This window comes from Pseudolysobacter antarcticus, assembly GCF_004168365.1.
GTDB lineage: Bacteria > Pseudomonadota > Gammaproteobacteria > Xanthomonadales > Rhodanobacteraceae > Pseudolysobacter > Pseudolysobacter antarcticus.
In genome coordinates, this window is the sequence record NZ_CP035704.1 from 4,025,751 (window position 1) to 4,042,138 (window position 16,388).

Annotated in this window: 16 protein-coding genes; 5 read left to right on the top strand and 11 right to left on the bottom strand. The window is 59.6% G+C overall.

Going from position 1 to position 16,388, the window contains the following annotated elements:
• Positions 1–155: 155 nt before the first annotated feature.
• Positions 156–1,583 carry a M20/M25/M40 family metallo-hydrolase gene (locus tag ELE36_RS17245; protein ID WP_129835485.1) on the top strand — a complete coding sequence of 476 codons (1,428 nt, stop codon included), beginning with the start codon at positions 156–158 and terminating at the stop codon, positions 1,581–1,583.
• A gap of 41 nt (positions 1,584–1,624) precedes the next feature.
• Here the strand turns inward: ELE36_RS17245 and ELE36_RS17250 are convergent, their stop codons facing one another.
• From ELE36_RS17250 to ELE36_RS20575, 4 genes are all read right to left on the bottom strand, one after another.
• A complete protein-coding gene (locus ELE36_RS17250) occupies positions 1,625–2,866 on the bottom strand; it encodes a hypothetical protein (RefSeq protein ID WP_129835487.1) in 1,242 nt (413 codons plus the stop codon).
• A gap of 28 nt (positions 2,867–2,894) precedes the next feature.
• The gene (locus ELE36_RS17255) at positions 2,895–3,821 is read right to left on the bottom strand and encodes a TrmH family RNA methyltransferase (RefSeq protein ID WP_129835489.1); all 927 of its coding nucleotides are present in this window, start codon (positions 3,819–3,821) and stop codon (positions 2,895–2,897) included.
• Positions 3,818–4,378: a GNAT family N-acetyltransferase gene (locus tag ELE36_RS17260; RefSeq protein WP_129835491.1), complete on the bottom strand. Its 561-nt coding sequence runs from the start codon at positions 4,376–4,378 to the stop codon at positions 3,818–3,820. The genes ELE36_RS17255 and ELE36_RS17260 overlap by 4 nt, the downstream gene beginning before the upstream one ends.
• A 139-nt stretch (positions 4,379–4,517) precedes the next feature.
• Entirely contained in the window at positions 4,518–4,700 is a 183-nt protein-coding gene (locus tag ELE36_RS20575) for a hypothetical protein (protein WP_129835493.1), read from the bottom strand.
• Positions 4,701–4,745: 45 nt separating this feature from the next.
• On the opposite strand from ELE36_RS20575, the gene ELE36_RS17270 reads away from it, so the two are divergent.
• The 3 genes from ELE36_RS17270 (at position 4,746) to ELE36_RS17280 (ending at position 7,907) form a co-directional block, all read left to right on the top strand.
• Positions 4,746–6,548: an ABC transporter ATP-binding protein gene (locus ELE36_RS17270; protein WP_129835495.1), complete on the top strand. Its 1,803-nt coding sequence runs from the start codon at positions 4,746–4,748 to the stop codon at positions 6,546–6,548.
• A 157-nt stretch (positions 6,549–6,705) separates the two neighbouring features.
• Positions 6,706–7,224, top strand: coding sequence for an O-acetyl-ADP-ribose deacetylase (locus ELE36_RS17275; RefSeq protein WP_129835497.1), 519 nt, complete (start codon positions 6,706–6,708; stop codon positions 7,222–7,224).
• Positions 7,221–7,907, top strand: coding sequence for a DUF6498-containing protein (locus tag ELE36_RS17280; protein ID WP_129835499.1), 687 nt, complete (start codon positions 7,221–7,223; stop codon positions 7,905–7,907). The genes ELE36_RS17275 and ELE36_RS17280 overlap by 4 nt, the downstream gene beginning before the upstream one ends.
• Before the next feature lie 76 nt (positions 7,908–7,983).
• Here ELE36_RS17280 and ELE36_RS17285 read toward each other — a convergent pair whose 3' ends face one another.
• From ELE36_RS17285 to ELE36_RS17315, 7 genes are all read right to left on the bottom strand, one after another.
• Complete coding sequence (locus ELE36_RS17285; protein WP_129835501.1) at positions 7,984–8,994, bottom strand: class I fructose-bisphosphate aldolase; 1,011 nt, start codon at positions 8,992–8,994, stop codon at positions 7,984–7,986.
• 170 nt (positions 8,995–9,164) lie between these two features.
• Positions 9,165–9,500 (bottom strand): Imm58 family immunity protein, encoded by a 336-nt coding sequence (locus ELE36_RS17290; RefSeq protein WP_129835503.1) that lies wholly within the window; start codon positions 9,498–9,500, stop codon positions 9,165–9,167.
• On the bottom strand, positions 9,500–10,966 hold the full coding sequence (gene pyk / locus ELE36_RS17295) for a pyruvate kinase (protein ID WP_129835505.1): 1,467 nt from the start codon (positions 10,964–10,966) through the stop codon (positions 9,500–9,502). Before pyk ends, ELE36_RS17290 begins: the two co-directional genes overlap by 1 nt.
• Before the next feature lie 100 nt (positions 10,967–11,066).
• Positions 11,067–11,702 (bottom strand): HAD hydrolase-like protein, encoded by a 636-nt coding sequence (locus ELE36_RS17300; RefSeq protein WP_129835507.1) that lies wholly within the window; start codon positions 11,700–11,702, stop codon positions 11,067–11,069.
• A gap of 196 nt (positions 11,703–11,898) precedes the next feature.
• The gene (locus ELE36_RS17305) at positions 11,899–13,317 is read right to left on the bottom strand and encodes a metallopeptidase domain-containing protein (protein ID WP_129835509.1); all 1,419 of its coding nucleotides are present in this window, start codon (positions 13,315–13,317) and stop codon (positions 11,899–11,901) included.
• A gap of 172 nt (positions 13,318–13,489) precedes the next feature.
• Positions 13,490–14,665 (bottom strand): phosphoglycerate kinase, encoded by a 1,176-nt coding sequence (locus ELE36_RS17310; protein WP_129835511.1) that lies wholly within the window; start codon positions 14,663–14,665, stop codon positions 13,490–13,492.
• 105 nt (positions 14,666–14,770) lie between these two features.
• Positions 14,771–15,088: a YXWGXW repeat-containing protein gene (locus tag ELE36_RS17315; protein WP_129835513.1), complete on the bottom strand. Its 318-nt coding sequence runs from the start codon at positions 15,086–15,088 to the stop codon at positions 14,771–14,773.
• A 548-nt stretch (positions 15,089–15,636) separates the two neighbouring features.
• Here ELE36_RS17315 and ELE36_RS17320 point away from each other — a divergent pair.
• Complete coding sequence (locus ELE36_RS17320) at positions 15,637–16,110, top strand: hypothetical protein (RefSeq protein ID WP_129835515.1); 474 nt, start codon at positions 15,637–15,639, stop codon at positions 16,108–16,110.
• Positions 16,111–16,388: the final 278 nt, after the last annotated feature.

A 16,388-nucleotide genomic window follows, 5' to 3' on the forward strand; every position in this document is an offset into this window, starting at 1 on the left:
ACATCTGGCAATTGCCGAAGCCGTTCAGTCTGGCTCAGCATTGCACTATTCACAGTATAGGCGCGGTGCAAAATCGCTTTCTTGTGCGATTTATCACGCCCCATGACACAGCCCGAATTGCTATCCTGAACAACATTCCAACACCGGAGTTTCGTATGCCGCGTTTGCGTTTTGCCCTGATTGCCAGCCTCGTCGCCAGCACACTCGCCTTTGCCGAAACCGCACCGACCCACATCGCGCCCGTGGATGTCGCCACCGCAATCAAACTGCGCGATCAAGCCATGAACGACGGCACCGCCTACGCGATCGTCGCGGGCCTCAGCACCGAGATCGGCCCACGTTTGGCCGGTGGCGTGAACGACCAGCGTGCGCGCGACTGGGTGGCGGCGCGATTCAAGGCGTTGGGTTTCGACAAGGTGACGAGCGAGCCGGTGAAATTCCCACGCTGGGTGCGCGATAGCGAGCATGCCGAGATTCTCGCGCCGTACCCGCAGAAACTCGCGGTGCTCGCGCTCGGCGGTTCGGTCGGCACGCCGAAAGGCGGCGTTAGCGCCGATGTGGTCGCGTTCAAGACGCTCGATGAACTCAAGGCGGCCAGCGCCGCGCAGCTCAAGGACAAGATCGCCTATATCGGTTTCCACATGGCCGCGAGCAAGGACGGACACACCTACGGCGAGGCGGTCGGCGCGCGTGTGGTCGGCGCTTCAGTGGCGGCGAGTTTCGGCGCGAAAGCAATCGTCATTCGCTCGATCGGCAGCGACAACGAACGCCTGCCGCATACCGGCGTGATGCAATACGATACAAAAATTGCGCGTATTCCGGCCGCGGCGATTTCCAACTCGGACGCCGATCTGCTCGAACACATGCTCACGCTGGGCAAACCGGTACGCCTGAATTTGGCGCTCGATTGCGGCACGCAAGGCGAATACACCGGTGCCAACGTGATCGGCGAAATCACCGGCAGCGAACATCCCGAAGAAGTGATCGTGATCGGTGGTCATCTCGATTCGTGGGATCCGGGCACCGGCGCGATCGACGACGGCGCGGGCGTGGCGATCACGATGGCTGCAGCGCACCTGATCGGACAATTGCCGCAACGTCCGAAACGCACGATTCGTGTGGTCGCGTTCGCCAACGAAGAAGCCGGCATGTACGGCGCCAACGCCTATGCCGAGGCGCACAAGAACGAGGTCGCAAAACACCTGATCGGCAGCGAATCGGATTTCGGCGCGGGCCGCATCTGGCGCCTCAGCGCGCAAGTGAAACCCGAGGCGCTTGGTGCAATCGACCAGATCATGCAGGTGCTCGCGCCACTCGACGTGCAACGCGGCGGCGATCATGCCCACGGCGGCGATTTCGGCGCGATGGGTGCGCAAGGCATGGCGATTCTCGACCTCGGCCAGGACGGCACTGACTATTTCAACTGGCACCACACCGCCAACGACACGATGGACAAGATCGATCCGAAAGCGCTCGCGCAGAACGTCGCGGTGTACGCAACGTATGCCTACATGGCGGCACAGGCGATCGGCGATTTCGGCTCGAAGCCAGGCGCGTTTGCGAGCGCGAAAGAACAAGAGTGAGCTGATGCATGACGACGTTGCGCAGCGATCCTGCGCGGCCTTCACGCACCCGCGAAATTGATACCCATCGCGAACAAGCCGGCCATTACCGTCAGCGCACCGGCGCTGGCCGCGATCCACGTGATTTCGATTTCGCGGCGCGCGGTCCACGCCGCTAGCGCGAGATAGATCGGGAACAGACCCATCGCATACCGCGTGCCGGACATCACTGTGCCGGTAGCAAGCGGCGCGAGCAATCCCAGTGCGAGAAACGCAGCGAGGCCGAGCTGGCGTCGCCAAAGCAACCATGCGCTTGCCGCGAAACCGAGCGCGATTGCGGCAAAATTCAGGTAACGCGGATTCCAGCCGCGGATCATCGCCGCCGGGCTTTCGAACATGCCTGCGAGCAGATCGCCGAGCGGCAACGGCGAGCGCGCGAACGCCGGCTGGATATGACTGAACGCCAGCGCATCGCCGGTCACCTGATCGAGATGCCACATGAAAGCCAGCAGCCCGAGCGGCACCAGCACCAGCGCGCACCACGCATGCCACGGCACTCGCGCACGCTGCTGCCAGAACCACAGCACGAGCATCGGCAACACAAATAATCCGGTCACGCGCGTCGCGGTCGCGGCGAGCCCAAGCAGACACGCCAGCCACCAGCGCTCGCGCACCGCAGCCAAGAAACTACTCGCGGTAATCAGCACGAACAACGATTCGGTCCACGGCAACGAGAAAAAATAACTGGTCGGAAACAGCGCCATGATCAGCACCGCACGATCGGCGCTGGCAAGACTGGCGCTCGCTGCACCGTCAGCGAATGCCAGCGCAATCCGATGCAGCACCAGCAGCGCGAGGAAAAAACACAGGTTCACCAGCAGCAGTCCGGCGCCGATGAAATGCCCACTGACATTCGCCGCCGCGCGCCACAACAACGGATGCAGCGGAAAGAACGGCCAGTTGCGTTGCTGCTCGACATTGAACGGCCCCGGATCGTAACCACGCTCGGCAATGGTCGCGTACCAGCCGGCATCATTGAGTATCGCGAGTTTGCTGAGCGTGTGTTGCACGAGTCCTGGCGAAAGCTGCAACTGCGGCTCGAACGTCATGCCCGGCGTCTGCGCCAGCGTATTGGTGTCGGGCATGAAAAATTGCGCACCGATCCACACCGTCAGAATCAACGCGCGTGACAGCAGAAAAGCGAATAGCGCGAACTTCAGACTGCGCCGCAGCGGCACGCTCGGCAAGCTCCAGCACGAGGTATTTTCCACTACCGCAGCGCGAGTTTCGGCAACGACGGTCACGCGAAAAGTACGCTCGCGAAAACCACAATCAGCAACGATGCTGGCGGAAATATTCGCCGAACAATACCGCCGCACTAGCCGAGATATTCAGGCTTTCCACGCTGCCTGAACCCGGGATGTTCAAGCGCAGGTCGGCCGCAGCAATCAACGGCTCGCGCATGCCTTCGCCCTCGGCGCCGAAGATCAAGGCGAGACGCGCCGGCAACTTGGTCGCGTACAACGAAACCCCGCCGCGCGGCACGGTGGCGGCGATCGTGAAACCGGCGCTGCGCAAACGCGCCAACGCATCTTCGCCGGCACGCGGCTGAGCGATGGTCACGGCTTCGGCGCCGCCTTCGGCGACACGCGCGGCGGCGCCGGAAAGTCCGAGTGATGAGTCCGGGGGCAAGACCACGCCGTTGATGCCGAAGTGCGCGGCGCTGCGCAACATCGCGCCGAAATTGTGCGGATTGCCAACGCCATCGAGTTGCATGAGCAGCGCGGGCGACGGCGCGGCCGGCAACGCAGCCAGCAAGTCATCGAGCGCCATCGGTGTCGTGCGGCGCAGGTCGAAACAAATGCCTTCGTGATGCTGGGTTTGCGTGAGCTTGTCCAGATCGGCGGTTTCGACGACGCGATAACCGAGTTTGTTCTGCACGCAGAACGCCAGCGCCGATTTGAATTCGGGTATGCGCGCCTCGGTCAGATACACCTTGCGGATATCGCCGGGACGATGCGCGAACACGGCGTGGCACGCGTTGCGTCCGAAAAAACGAACCTCTTCGTGACGCGAATTAGTTTTGTACGGTTCGCCATATTCGGACGTTGGTGCAGCGCTGTGCGCGGCGGGTCGCGACGGCGGCGGCGCATAGCTCGGTCGCACCGCAGCGCGTTCGCGCTTGTCGAGTTTGCGTTCGGTAGAAAGCGGCTTGGCCGTGGCCCACGGCGATTCTTTCGGTGGACGTTTGTCGCTCATGGTGTGAGCTCGCGGCGCACGCGCGCGTACATCACCGAATCGAGCAATTCGCCACGCTTGACTATCGAACAACGCAATACGCCTTCGCGCTCGAAGCCGGCTTTTTCGAGCACGCGCATCGACGCCGGATTGTTTGAATACGCTTGCGCCTGCAATCGGTGCAGACGAAAACGCGGCATCGCGTAATCGGCAAAGCTTTTAACAACCTTGGTCATGATGCCGTTGCCCCAATGTGTACGTGCGAGCCAATAACCGATCTCGGCATTGTGGCGGAAAACTTCTTCGCCGAGATGAACACCGATCGCGCCACACGCGCGGCCATCGATCTCGATCGCAAAACGTTCGCCCGGCGGTACGGTCGTGACCATCGCCAGATAATCGTGCGCGTCGGCTTCGGTATACGGAAACGGAAATCGGTCGCGCAGTCCCTGCGATACGCCCGCGTCATTCGCGTACAACGCGAGATTTTCGAGATCGTCGAAACGCCATGGCCGCAGGCGGCACACACCGCAATCGATTTCGATGTCGCCGCTGGAACTGGAGTGGGCTGTATTCATGCTGCCTATCATATGCGAGGCGAGAAACAAGGTCGAAGCTTGTTTTCGGGAAGCATGTTTTCGACTTGCAATCGTATTTTGTCTGCAATCTTTGCTGAAACTGCAAACGCATTATACGACAGTCGCATGCAATCGCCGATTAACGTCCGTCCCGCGACCATGCAATTTTGCACGACGCGCCTGCTAGAGTTTCACCACGCAAAAACACGTCGTTCTGCACGCGACCAAGCATGATCGAGGCAACCGCAAATTTACCGGTGATCGCGTGACCATCCCGCTGCAAATTAGACCGCGAGAAATCTGCATCAGGATTTTCTGCCACGAATCCTTGCCGTCGATTCATGCAACGCATCGAAAGGCCGATTGAATGAGCACATTCCATTTTGAATACCAGAAAAAACCCGACGACGTAAAAATGCGGCTGGAAGATTGGCGGCGAATAGCGCGTTATCTCGTGCCGGAGTGGCGCCCGACCTTGCAGCTGCTTTTCTGTATCGTGGCGGCAGCGGTACTGGTCGTGATCCCCGGCTTGCTGACGCGCGAAGTCATCGACACCGCCATCCCCGGACACGACTTTCCGCGGCTCTGCCTTCTTGTCGCGGGCATGATCCTGGCTCCCCTTGCCGCCAGTCTGCTCGGGGTCTGGCAAAGCTATATCGCGACCCGGTTGGGACAGGATGTGATGTTCGACATTCGCAATCAGATGTACGACCGACTGCTGCGGCAATCACTGCGGTTCTACACGAATACGCGCTCCGCCGAAGCCCTCTCACGCCTGCAAAGCGATGTCGGCGGTATCCAGTCTGTCGTGAGCGGCACCGTCGTCAATCTTGCGAGCAACGTGCTCACCGTCGTGGCAACGGCGGTCGTGATTTTCCATCTGGACTGGCGCCTTGCGCTGGTCGCGCTGGCGATATTGCCGATCTTCATTCTGCCCACGCGCAAGGTCGGGCGCGCGCGCGGACAAATCGCCGGGCGCGCGCAAGAGGGCATTGCGGATTTCAGCTCCTACGTCCAGGAGCGTCTTTCCATCGGCGGATTTTTGCTGATGCGCCTGTTCGGCGCGCAGGATGTCGAACGCGCGACGTTTCGACGCAAGGCCGGCGCAATGCGCGATCTGGCTATCGAGCAAAGTTCGCTGGGACGCTGGTTCCTGATGTTCCTCATGTCGTTCGCCAGCATCGGGCCGGCATTGATCTATCTGGTTGGCGGCTGGGAGGCGATATCCGGCGCGATCACCACCGGCACGGTGGTGGCGTTCGTCACGTTTCTCGGGCGCCTTTATGCACCAGCATCAGCGCTGGTGAATGCGCAAGTGGATCTGATCAGCGCGACGGCTTTATTTCGCCGCATATTCGGCTATCTGGATCTTCCGGTCGAAGTCGACGAGCCGCTGGTGCCGGTTGCCATCGCCGATGCATGCGGCGCGCTGTGCTTCAAATCGGTATCACTGGCCTACGACAGCGCGGCGGCCAGATTTGCGCTCGACGATATTTCCTTCGAGGTTCCGGCCGGAAAAATGGTCGCATTGGTGGGGCCCAGCGGCGCCGGCAAAACCAGTGTGACCTACCTCGCCACGCGTCTCTATGATCCGACCGCGGGCAGCATCACTTTTGATGGCGTGGATTTGCGCGCCATCGACCTCAAGACATTGGCGCGATGGACCGCCAGCGTCACGCAAGAAGCGATCTTCTTCAACGCCACGGTCAAGGACAGTCTGCTGTACGCCAAGCCGGACGCCACCGACGAGGAAATCGAAAGCGCCTGCCAGCTCGCGCAAGTGCATGAGGTGATTGCCGCGCTGCCCGAAGGGTTGATGACCTTCATCGGCGAAAAAGGCTACAAACTTTCGGGCGGCGAAAGGCAGCGGCTGGCACTCGCGCGCATCGCGCTGCGAGATCCGAAACTGATCATTCTGGACGAGGCCACGTCCTCGCTCGATTCACGTTCGGAAGCCCAGATCAGCGATGCCTTGAAAATACTTTTGCAAGGCCGCAGCAGCTTGGTCATCGCGCACCGCCTCAGCACCATCATTCGTGCCGATCTAATTCTGGTGATGGACAACGGACGCATTGTCGACCGAGGCACGCATGCCGAACTTTTGTCCCGCCAAGGCCTGTATGAAAAGTTGTACCGCGAACAATTCATGACCCACGCCAGTGTGGAATGACTGTTGCAGGAAAATCCCTGGCGCACGCTGTGCTGATTTTGTGATCAAGACCATCCCTGACCGCAGCGCGATGGAGCGTTTTTCCCGATTATTCTGCCGATACGATCGCAAGAATTTTCCGCAGTACAATCGCGGCAAACCTCACCGGACAGACGCAATGCAATCGGGTAGCAAGATAGATGTTGTCGAAGCCGATATCACATCGCTGAATGTCGACGCCATCGTCAACGCGGCGAATGAATCCCTGCTCGGCGGTAGTGGCGTGGATGGCGCCATTCATCGTGCCGCCGGGCCGGAATTATTGGCCGAATGCCGCACCCTGGGCGCCTGTCCCACGGGCGAAGCGCGCATTACACGCGGTTATCGATTGCCGGCCAATTTTGTCATTCACACGGTCGGCCCGGTCTGGCGCAACGGCCATCACGACGAACCGATATTGCTCGCCAACTGCTATCGCAACAGCTTGCGACTGGCTAGCGAAAACGCGATCCGTAGCCTTGCATTTCCGGCTATCAGTTGCGGTGTATACGCGTATCCGATCGAGGCTGCGGTGAGCATTGCCGTACGCGAGGTGCGGCTGTGGCTGGATGCATACGCGCTGCCCAAGCGCATCGTATTCTGCTGCTTTACTGCTATTGTCGCCGCGCAATATCGCCGCGCCCTGGAAATTTCATGATGCCGACATCGCCGGATTCGAACCCCACCGTCGTGCCACGCGCCGCGGCCAGCGCGCAGGATACGGCGAGCCTGATCGCGATCATTGTCGCCAACGCCTTCGTGATCGGCATCGCCTTCATCCAGCATTGGCCGCTCGGCACCTTGTTGTGGCCGTACTGGATTCAGAGCGTGGTGATCGGCATTTTCAATTTTCGCCGCATGTGGCTGCTGAAGAATTTTTCCAGCGCGGGCATGCTCGTCAACGGCTCCAGTGTTTCCGCGACTTCCGCCACGGCCAAATTCACTGCCGGATTTTTCGCGCTGCATTACGGTGGCTTCCACTTGGTGTATCTGTTTTTCCTGTTCGCGATCGCGCCCTTCCCGCATGGCCAGGGGTTGTGGATTTTGCTCGCCGCGGCAACGTTCGGCATCGGCCAATATCACGCGTATCGCCAACATCTGATCGAGGATGCACGCGGCGAGAGCAATATCGGCGCGCTGATGGCCACACCCTATCTGCGCATTCTGCCGATGCATCTGGTCATCATGCTTGGTGCGATATTGCGTGGCAGCGGCTGGATACTTGTGCTGTTCGGTGTACTGAAAACCGCTGCGGAAATTTTCGGCATCCGCGCCGAGCGCAAGATGCTGGCGAAGATCAAGGACGCGAGCGAAGCCGTGCCTGTTGCACCGACTCCGTGATTGCAAATTTCAAATCTGCATAACGCAAAACGCCAGCGCGAAGCCGGCGTTTTGCGATCGGATCAAGCGCAATCGATCAGCCGGCTTTATGCCACTGACCCAACGCGGCCAAGCCATTTTCGCGCGCTCGTTGCGCCACGGTTTTCTGCGCGTCGTCGAAATTCGCACGCATGTCCTTGGCCCAGAGTTTCATCGCTGCCTGCTGCATCGCGCGGCCATAGCTGAAACTCAGCGGCCATGGATGCGGGCCCATCTGGTTCATCGCATTCAGATGCGCGGTGGCCTGCTCGTCCGACTGCCCGCCCGACAAAAACACGATGCCCGGCACCGTCGCCGGCACGCTGGCCTTGAGGCAACGCACGGTGGCTTCGGCGACTTCATCGATATCGGCCTGCTCTTCGCAGCCCTTGCCAGAGATCACCATGCTGGCTTTCAGGATGCTGCCTTCGAGCATGATGTTGTGCTCGTACATCGCGCCGAACAGGCTGCGCAAGGTGGCTTCGGTGACGTCGTAGCAAATCTCGATATCGTGATCGCCATCCATCAATACTTCCGGTTCGACCATCGGCACGATGCCGGCTTCCTGGCACAACGAGGCGTAACGCGCGAGCGCGTGGCAGTTGGCGTCGATGCAGGTCGCGCTTGGCGCGTCATCACCGATCGTGATCACGGCGCGCCACTTGGCGAACTTGGCGCCGAGCTTGGCGTATTCAGCAAGACGCTCGCGCAAACCATCCAGACCTTCGGTGACGAGTTCGCCCGGAAAACCTGCAAGCGACATCGGGCCTTTATCGACCTTGATGCCCGGCAAAATGCCGTTATCGAGCATGAGTTTGGTGAACGGCACGCCAGCGCGTGTCGACTGACGAATGGTTTCGTCGTACAGGATCGCGCCGGAAATATGATCACTCAGATTCGGCGTAGTCAGCAGCATCTCGCGATACGCGCGGCGATTCTCTTCGCTGTTCGGCAGGCCGACCGCCTCGAAGCGTTTCTTGATGGTGTTGTTAGACTCATCAATCGCGATGATGCCCTTACCCGGGGCGACCATGGCCTGGGCGATGCTCTCAAGCTGTTCGATACTCATGACTCACTCCGTGGGATCAATCGGGTCGCGGGGCAGTGCCTCGCTCGTGCGACGCGCAATGGCGGCACTCAGGGGCGCGAATTATAGGCCAGAATGCATCGGCTTGCTCGGCCCAAGCTGCAAAACATTATCTGACAAACGCTTTTTTTGGTTAACCAAATAGCGGGACTTCACTGTCCACCGATGTGTTTTAGCGCCCCTTGTTCGAGGTAAAAAGGCACGTTTCCAAACCAGATAATGCCCTCATCCTTCTTGATATACAGATCTGCCTTGGGACTTTGCGACAAAGTTTTCTGCAGCTTCTGAAGCACATCGGACTCGGGCAACCCTCGCCACTCGGTTTCTAAAACCCTCATAAGATTTTGCAGTGCATCAGCTGAGGAGTCCGCACTCTGACTCACGTAACTCAATGTTAACGATCGATCAATCCACAAATACGCCAACATGACATTGGCCATGACGGACACACACAAAAACGCCAGCGTTACCCAAGTGGCTTTGGTCATCAAAGATCGCCCAACCCTTCCGCCGCCCCATTCGGCCCGACCTTGAGGAGCTTGAGCGTGTTGGTGCCGCCGCCGCGACCGGTGTGATCGCCAAGCGTGACGATGACGCGATCGTTTTCGGCCAACCGACCGAGCGTGAACAGATGCAGGATCGCCTCGTGCACGGCGCTGGTCGGTTCGAGTTCCTGCGGATCAAAATCGATCGGATAGACATCGCGATACATCAGCATGCGTCGCCGCGCCGCGCCGTTGCGCGACAGCGCGAAGATCGGCACCGCCGAGCGATAACGCGACAACCACTGCGCCGTGCCGCCGGACTCAGTCAGGGCCACGATCGCACGCACGCCGATCTGGCTCGACAAGAACATAGCGCTCATCGCAATCGCCTGATCGCTGCGATCGAGCCGGTGCGACGACGGTGCAAACTCGTCGCGCGACTCGAACTGGCGTTCCGCGCCGAGGCACACGCGACGCATCGCCGCGACCGCTTTATCCGGGTGTTTGCCGGCCGCACTTTCCTGCGACAACATCACCGCGTCGGTGCCATCGATCACGGCGTTGGCGACGTCGAGCACTTCGGCGCGCGTCGGAATCGGCGACTCGACCATCGACTGCATCATCTGCGTCGCGGTGATCACGATCTTGTTGCGCGCGAGGGTTTCGCGGATGATTTTTTTCTGCAGGCCGGGCAATTCGGCATCGCCGATTTCCACACCAAGATCACCGCGCGCGACCATCACCACATCGGATGCATCGATGATCTCACCAAGCACATCGATCGCTTCGGCGCGTTCGATTTTCGCCACCAGCGCGGCATCGCCGCCGGCCTGACGCAGCAAGGTGCGCGCCTGATTCATGTCGGCGGCGGAACGCGCAAACGACACCGCGAGAAAATCTGCGCCCATCTGTGCGGCGAGTTTGATATCGCTGCGATCCTTGTCGGTCAGCGCGTCCACGCTGAGGCCACCGCCCATGCGATTGATGCCTTTGCGATCCGACAGCCAGCCGCCGTGAATCACGCTGGTATGAATGAGCGTACCGTCGATGCGCAGTACCATCAGTGCGATCAGGCCATCGTCGAGCAGCAGCGTGTCGCCAGGTTTCACGTCGCGCGGCAAACCGAGATAACTCACGCCGATTCCGGCGATCGTGCCGGCATCGGCGTCAGCGCGGCAATCGAGCACGAACGGTTGTTCGGGTTCGAGAAAAACCGGGCCACTCGCAAATTTTTCGATGCGGATTTTCGGGCCTTGCAAGTCCGCCAGAATCGCGACTTCGCGCCCGAGTTCCATCGCCATCTCGCGCACCAGCCGCGCGCGCTCGATATGATCCTCGGCGCGTCCGTGCGACAAGTTCAGGCGCACCACGTCGACGCCCTCTTCGAGAATCTTGCGCAGCATGCCGGGCGCATCGGTGGCCGGCCCCAGCGTGGCGATGATCTTGGTACGGCGACTCGGTGTCAGCATGATGCGGGCCTCTGCAATGGGAGCCTGCTAAGTTAGCACAAGGTTTTGCCGCTGGAGCACACGCGGCTCGACGATCGGCGTGAGATGCGCGCGACGATCATCAAAGCAGCAGCGCGGCGAGCTCCTGTGGTGTGCTCGCGATCTCGGTCGCGCCAGCGCTTTCGAGTTCATCCCGATTACCAAATCCCCACAACACGCCGATCGCACAAACGCCGTTGGCCAGCGCGCCCTCGATATCGAAATAACGATCGCCGATCATCGTGGTGTCGGCAGAGTCGGCGGAAAAATCGGCCAGCGCGCGTGCGATTAATTCGGCCTTGCCGGCATGCAAACCATCACCATCGGGACCGTAGACTCGCGCGAACGCCGCACCGAACGGCGAGTGATCGATGATCTTTTGCGCTTGCGTCTGCAACTTGGTGGTGACGATGGCGAGTTGATGCCCGGCCGCATGCAAGGCGCTGATGAGCTCGGGCATTTCGTCATACACCGTGTGCTCGGCCCAGCCTTCGCGATCGAAACGCGTGCGGTAGTGGCCGATCGCGGTTTCGGTTAGCGCGGGATCGTCGCCGAGCACGGTTGGAAACGTCACGCGCAGGGGTGGGCCGATCCACGTGCGCAGGATTTCTGCCGACGGTGGCGCGAAATCCATCTGCGCGAAGGCGTAGCGCATCGAACCGGTAATGCCGGCTTCGGAGTCAATCAATGTTCCGTCCAAGTCGAAAAGATAGAGCATGGGTGGGTCAGCCTCGAATCGGTTGGGTGCGTGATTTGTAGATACGTGGCGCCGAGAAACGCGACGCATTGATTGCTGCGCGGAGCGTAACGCGCGCTGCTGGAAACACGCAAACGGGATTCGGGACGAGGCCAATCCCGACGGGTTTTCGGCGCCGTCAGCGCACCGTCTAGAACCGCGTCAATCCGCGCGCGAGCTATTCGAAACCGTTGCGAAACAGCAGGTCTTCCGCACCGCGCGTGAGGCTCAACACAAAGCCATCGGTAGTGCTGCTATCGACATGCAGGCTGAACGCGCCCGCTGGCGCGTTCCAGCTTTCGCCAACCTTGAACATCGAGCCTTCGTTGTTCGACACATTGGCCGGCGGAATATCCGTATCCACGCTCCACGAGGGTTCCGCTCGCGTCTGGTCGACTTCGTGGATGATGACCGCATCGCCGGCGAGGTTGGATTCATAACTTGCGGCGATCTTCTTGCGCGCCTCGATAACGTAATAATGCGTTGTTGCAGCGCCCGGCAAACTCACCTGGATCATCTGCAAATGCGTCGAACCGATCAGGCTGGCGCGATCGAGTTGCAGGTTCGGATAATTGCCCGGCAAGCTGATGACAAGCTTGCGCGCAGCGTCGATCCAGCCGAGCTTGTCGCGATCATAGACATTGATGTGTTTCGGTTGTGCACCGTACGTCGTATCGCTGGCCGCGTTGTGCCAGGCATCACTCATCACATCCCACGGATTGTCGTAGGGATCGGTGTCGAGATCGGAATTGTTGGCGTGCGGCAAGCCGAATCCATGACCCATTTCATGCGCCAGCGGCGCCTCGTTCTGGTAGCCCCACGGCGGCTCCCACGTCACGCGCCACGAACCGGTCTTGCCGTCGAGCGTGGTGTAGCGGCTGCCGCCCCACGCGCAACAATCGAGATTATCGTTGAACATCTGATTGATGCCGACGAACAGCGAAAAATTCACCGTACTATCCGCCGCCGCCGTGCAATCGCTGAAAAGCTGGCTGAGATTGGCGCTGCCATTCGCCGGGATATAAAACGCGCGCGGATGCGGCAGCACAAACCAGCCATACGCCATGCTGCCGGCGACATTGACCTTGCCGTACGAAACGGTGCGCCAATAGTCGTCGAGCCGGCCGCTCTGGTTCGACAGCATATTGCCGAAATACGTCAGATCTTTTGGCTCAGTTACGTTGTCGCTGAACTTGCACAGGATCGACACCCACGCTTGCGTTCCGATCACGGCGTTCGGCGCATTCATCGCATCAATCGCGGCATCGATCGGCACCATCGATTCCACGGCGAGCAATTCGGGCTGCGTTTTATCGGCCAGCAATTGCGCCGGCATGACCGCGATACGTTTGCCCTGTAGCCGATAGAGATCGCCCGCCGCGCGGCGCGCGCGCGCAGGATCGAGTGCGATACGCCGACCATCGTCAGTCACCAAAGTCACGAGCAACGGCGAGGTGCGATCAATCGCATCCGGCGCGGCATCGCCCCAGACCAGTTCGAGCTGACCGCGTAGCAAAGCGTCCGGCGCGGCACGCGTGAGACCTGGCATAACGAGGCAGAACAGCAGTGCGGCGCACAGAATCCAGCGATACAACATCATGGCTTCCTCGTTTTCAGTGAGCGTAAGCTCAAGCAAAAAATCTGATACTCGCAACGATCAGCGCGTATTTTTCGATTCCAACTTTAGCATTCGCATGTCTGCGATAAGGCGCACGGATTCGCAGTTTGCATGCACGGCGCGATACACAAACTGCCAACACGGGTTTCGATCAATTCGCGCGTGCCTTGAGCGCGACGACCGCCGGCAATTCCTTGCCTTCGAGAAATTCGAGGAATGCGCCGCCGCCAGTGGAGATATACGAAATTTTTTCCGCGACGCCGTATTTTTCCACCGCGGCAATCGTGTCGCCGCCGCCGGCAATCGAAAACGCGTTCGAGTCTGCGATCGCATGCGCGAGCGTTTCGGTGCCGCCGCCGAATTGATCGAACTCGAATACGCCGACCGGGCCGTTCCACACCACCGTGCCGGCTTGCGCGATCATCGCCGCATAACGCTTGGCGGTGTCGGGGCCGATGTCGAGAATCATGTCATCAGCCGCGACATCGGCGACCTGTTTGACGGTCGCAGCAGCATCGGCGGAAAACGCTTTCGCGACGACGACATCGCTCGGAATCGGTACGTCCGCACCACGCGCCTTGGCGTCGGCAATGACTTTTTTCGCAGCGTCGAGCAGATCGTTTTCGACCAGCGATTTGCCGATCGCAAAACCGGCGGCGGCGATAAACGTGTTGGCAATGCCACCGCCGACGATGAGCTGATCGACCTTCGCCGCGAGCGTTTCGAGCAAGGTCAGTTTGGTCGATACTTTCGAGCCGGCGACGATCGCTAGTAACGGTCGCGCCGGATGCAACAGCGCCTTGCCGAGCGCATCGAGTTCGGCGCTGAGCAGCGGGCCGGCGGCAGCAATCGGCGCGAAGCGGATCACGCCATGCGTGCTCGCCTGGGCGCGATGCGCGGTGCCGAATGCATCCATCACAAACACATCGCACAACGCCGCATATTTTTTCGCCAGCGCCTCGTCGTCCTTGCCTTCGCCGATATTCATGCGGCAATTTTCCAGCAGCACAACTTCGCCGGCGGCGACCTCCACGCCATCGAGATAATCACGTTGCAGGCGCACCGGCTGGCCGAGCGCATGCGCCAGCCACTCAGCGACTGGCTGCAAAGATTCGGATGCCTCGAAGCTGCCTTCCTTCGGACGCCCGATATGCGACATCACCAACACCTTGGCGCCCGCATCGCGCGCGAGCTTGATCGTCGGCAACGCGGCTTCGAGGCGCTGCGTGGCCGTGATCCGGCCATCCTTGAGCGGCACGTTCAGATCCTCGCGGATCAGCACGCGTTTGCCGCGCAGGTCGAGATCGGTCATGCGGATAAAGGTCATTTCGGCTCCAGAGGCGAGGCGCGATCCGGCTGGCTTGCCGCTCGCGACCTCGCATTATGCCGTCATGAACTGCGCATGCAAAACGGCATGCGCGTGTCTTGCGGGTTAACGATGACGCGCCCAATAGCCGTCATGGAAACGCCAGTTCGGCCCGGCGTGTTCCCAGTACGCGGCGCGATATTCGTAGCCCGGACGTCCGCGCACCCAATAGCCATTCGCCCACACGTGGCGATGACCATCCCAGCGCCAATATCCCGGCGCCCACACATAACCAACCCGCGCAGCGGGCACCACTTCAACTGCACGCTCCGGCGGCGCAACGCCGATATTCACGCCGAGAAAAACCCCGGCAGCGGCAGGTTGCGATAAGACGGCGGTAGCGAGTCCGCCAGCGACGATCAGCGATAAGATTTGCTTGCGCATAAAGTTCTCCCGAGTAGTTGGACCATGACGCCAGTTTCTGGTGTCGTGATCCGAAAAACGTTCGGGAGATAGTGGCGTTGACGGGTGTCTGCCGCGCGTTCAGGTTTCGGCAAGCAAGCGCAAGCGCCTCAATAGATGTGTGGAATATAAAATTACCTCCACGACTTGGACTCTCGTCGACATTCTCAATGCTGATTCGCATACCGGCACGCATCACCACATAGACCCAAGAGGCACCCAATCAGGAGGCAAAAGCCCATTGCGGGCTGGACTCGGATTTCATGTGTCAATGCAAGATCAGACCTCTCTAAGACCCCGTCCCTAAAATCCTCTACGCACCGCAATCTTTTGAACGCATAGAGAAGATAAAGACGCACGGCAAGCTGGCGAAGGCCGCCGAACATTGGTGATCCAGCACTTACGCGCCATGCATAAGTGCGACTCCAACCGCTGGCACCGCCGATCGAGTAAAGTTCGGTTTGAAACCGAGGCTTTGGTTCAGCAATTTCTTTGCGGCTGAGCCGCAGCAGTTTCGTGGGAGAGTAAAAATGAACTTTGGTGAATGGCTAGGGGTAATCAGCTTACTCGTTGCGTTGCTTGGAACACGGCAGCAGCGAGGAGAGATAGGTTCCGCGACAAAAGTGGCGAGCACCAAATTCAAAGCAGAAATCAACAAATATGCCGCAGCAAGACGAAACAAACTTACTGCGATGATCGACTGTCCTAGTTTCTTTCTAGCTGACGTATTGTTCAAAATTGGTGCCCTCGGAATACTTTTTTGGACCATTTTTTCAGTGAATGGCGCGACCGTGACTTCGGAAAATGGGCTAGCCCTAAGAGCGGGCTTCAATGCGGCCGCGCATATGGCCGTAAGCCTTCTAGTAGGGATAATTTTCGGTACACTCCTGAATGTCTATTCGGCCGTAAAGGAAAGAATGCGGCTCGCAACATTGGCCGGTTTAAGTCCCGCCTCCGCATTCGGTCCTCGTACACAAGTTGCTGCGCCTAGCAGTATTGATTGAATAAGCACAGCCAGAGCGCTAGCGTGCAGCCAAGGATCGCGTCTTGTAATCACACATAACCTTGCGCGCGAGATCTTCTGACCATTGCAGTACGCAAACTCAAATGATCGCCATTTGCTTGTAGTGAACTTGCATCTGCAATGACGGCGTTTTGATCTGTCGCTCATATTCGTACTTTCGACATTTGCCGGCCAGAATCCCCGAAGTTCATTCGAAACCGGGCAAAATACGCCGTTGGCGGCGCGCAGTCTGCGAATCGCCCCGCGCACTACGCGCAG

Excerpts from the sequence above, each read along its gene's own strand:
- ELE36_RS17310 (WP_129835511.1), bottom strand. The coding sequence starts at position 14,665 with ATGACCTTTATCCGCATGACCGATCTCGACCTGCGCGGCAAACGCGTG.
- ELE36_RS17270 (WP_129835495.1), top strand. The coding sequence starts at position 4,746 with ATGAGCACATTCCATTTTGAATACCAGAAAAAACCCGACGACGTAAAA.
- ELE36_RS17245 (WP_129835485.1), top strand. The coding sequence starts at position 156 with ATGCCGCGTTTGCGTTTTGCCCTGATTGCCAGCCTCGTCGCCAGCACA.
- ELE36_RS17290 (WP_129835503.1), bottom strand. The coding sequence starts at position 9,500 with ATGACCAAAGCCACTTGGGTAACGCTGGCGTTTTTGTGTGTGTCCGTC.
- ELE36_RS17315 (WP_129835513.1), bottom strand. The coding sequence starts at position 15,088 with ATGCGCAAGCAAATCTTATCGCTGATCGTCGCTGGCGGACTCGCTACC.
- ELE36_RS17260 (WP_129835491.1), bottom strand. The coding sequence starts at position 4,378 with ATGAATACAGCCCACTCCAGTTCCAGCGGCGACATCGAAATCGATTGC.
- pyk (WP_129835505.1), bottom strand. The coding sequence starts at position 10,966 with ATGCTGACACCGAGTCGCCGTACCAAGATCATCGCCACGCTGGGGCCG.
- ELE36_RS17280 (WP_129835499.1), top strand. The coding sequence starts at position 7,221 with ATGATGCCGACATCGCCGGATTCGAACCCCACCGTCGTGCCACGCGCC.
- ELE36_RS17275 (WP_129835497.1), top strand. The coding sequence starts at position 6,706 with ATGCAATCGGGTAGCAAGATAGATGTTGTCGAAGCCGATATCACATCG.
- ELE36_RS17305 (WP_129835509.1), bottom strand. The coding sequence starts at position 13,317 with ATGTTGTATCGCTGGATTCTGTGCGCCGCACTGCTGTTCTGCCTCGTT.
- ELE36_RS17255 (WP_129835489.1), bottom strand. The coding sequence starts at position 3,821 with ATGAGCGACAAACGTCCACCGAAAGAATCGCCGTGGGCCACGGCCAAG.
- ELE36_RS17320 (WP_129835515.1), top strand. The coding sequence starts at position 15,637 with ATGAACTTTGGTGAATGGCTAGGGGTAATCAGCTTACTCGTTGCGTTG.
- ELE36_RS17300 (WP_129835507.1), bottom strand. The coding sequence starts at position 11,702 with ATGCTCTATCTTTTCGACTTGGACGGAACATTGATTGACTCCGAAGCC.
- ELE36_RS17285 (WP_129835501.1), bottom strand. The coding sequence starts at position 8,994 with ATGAGTATCGAACAGCTTGAGAGCATCGCCCAGGCCATGGTCGCCCCG.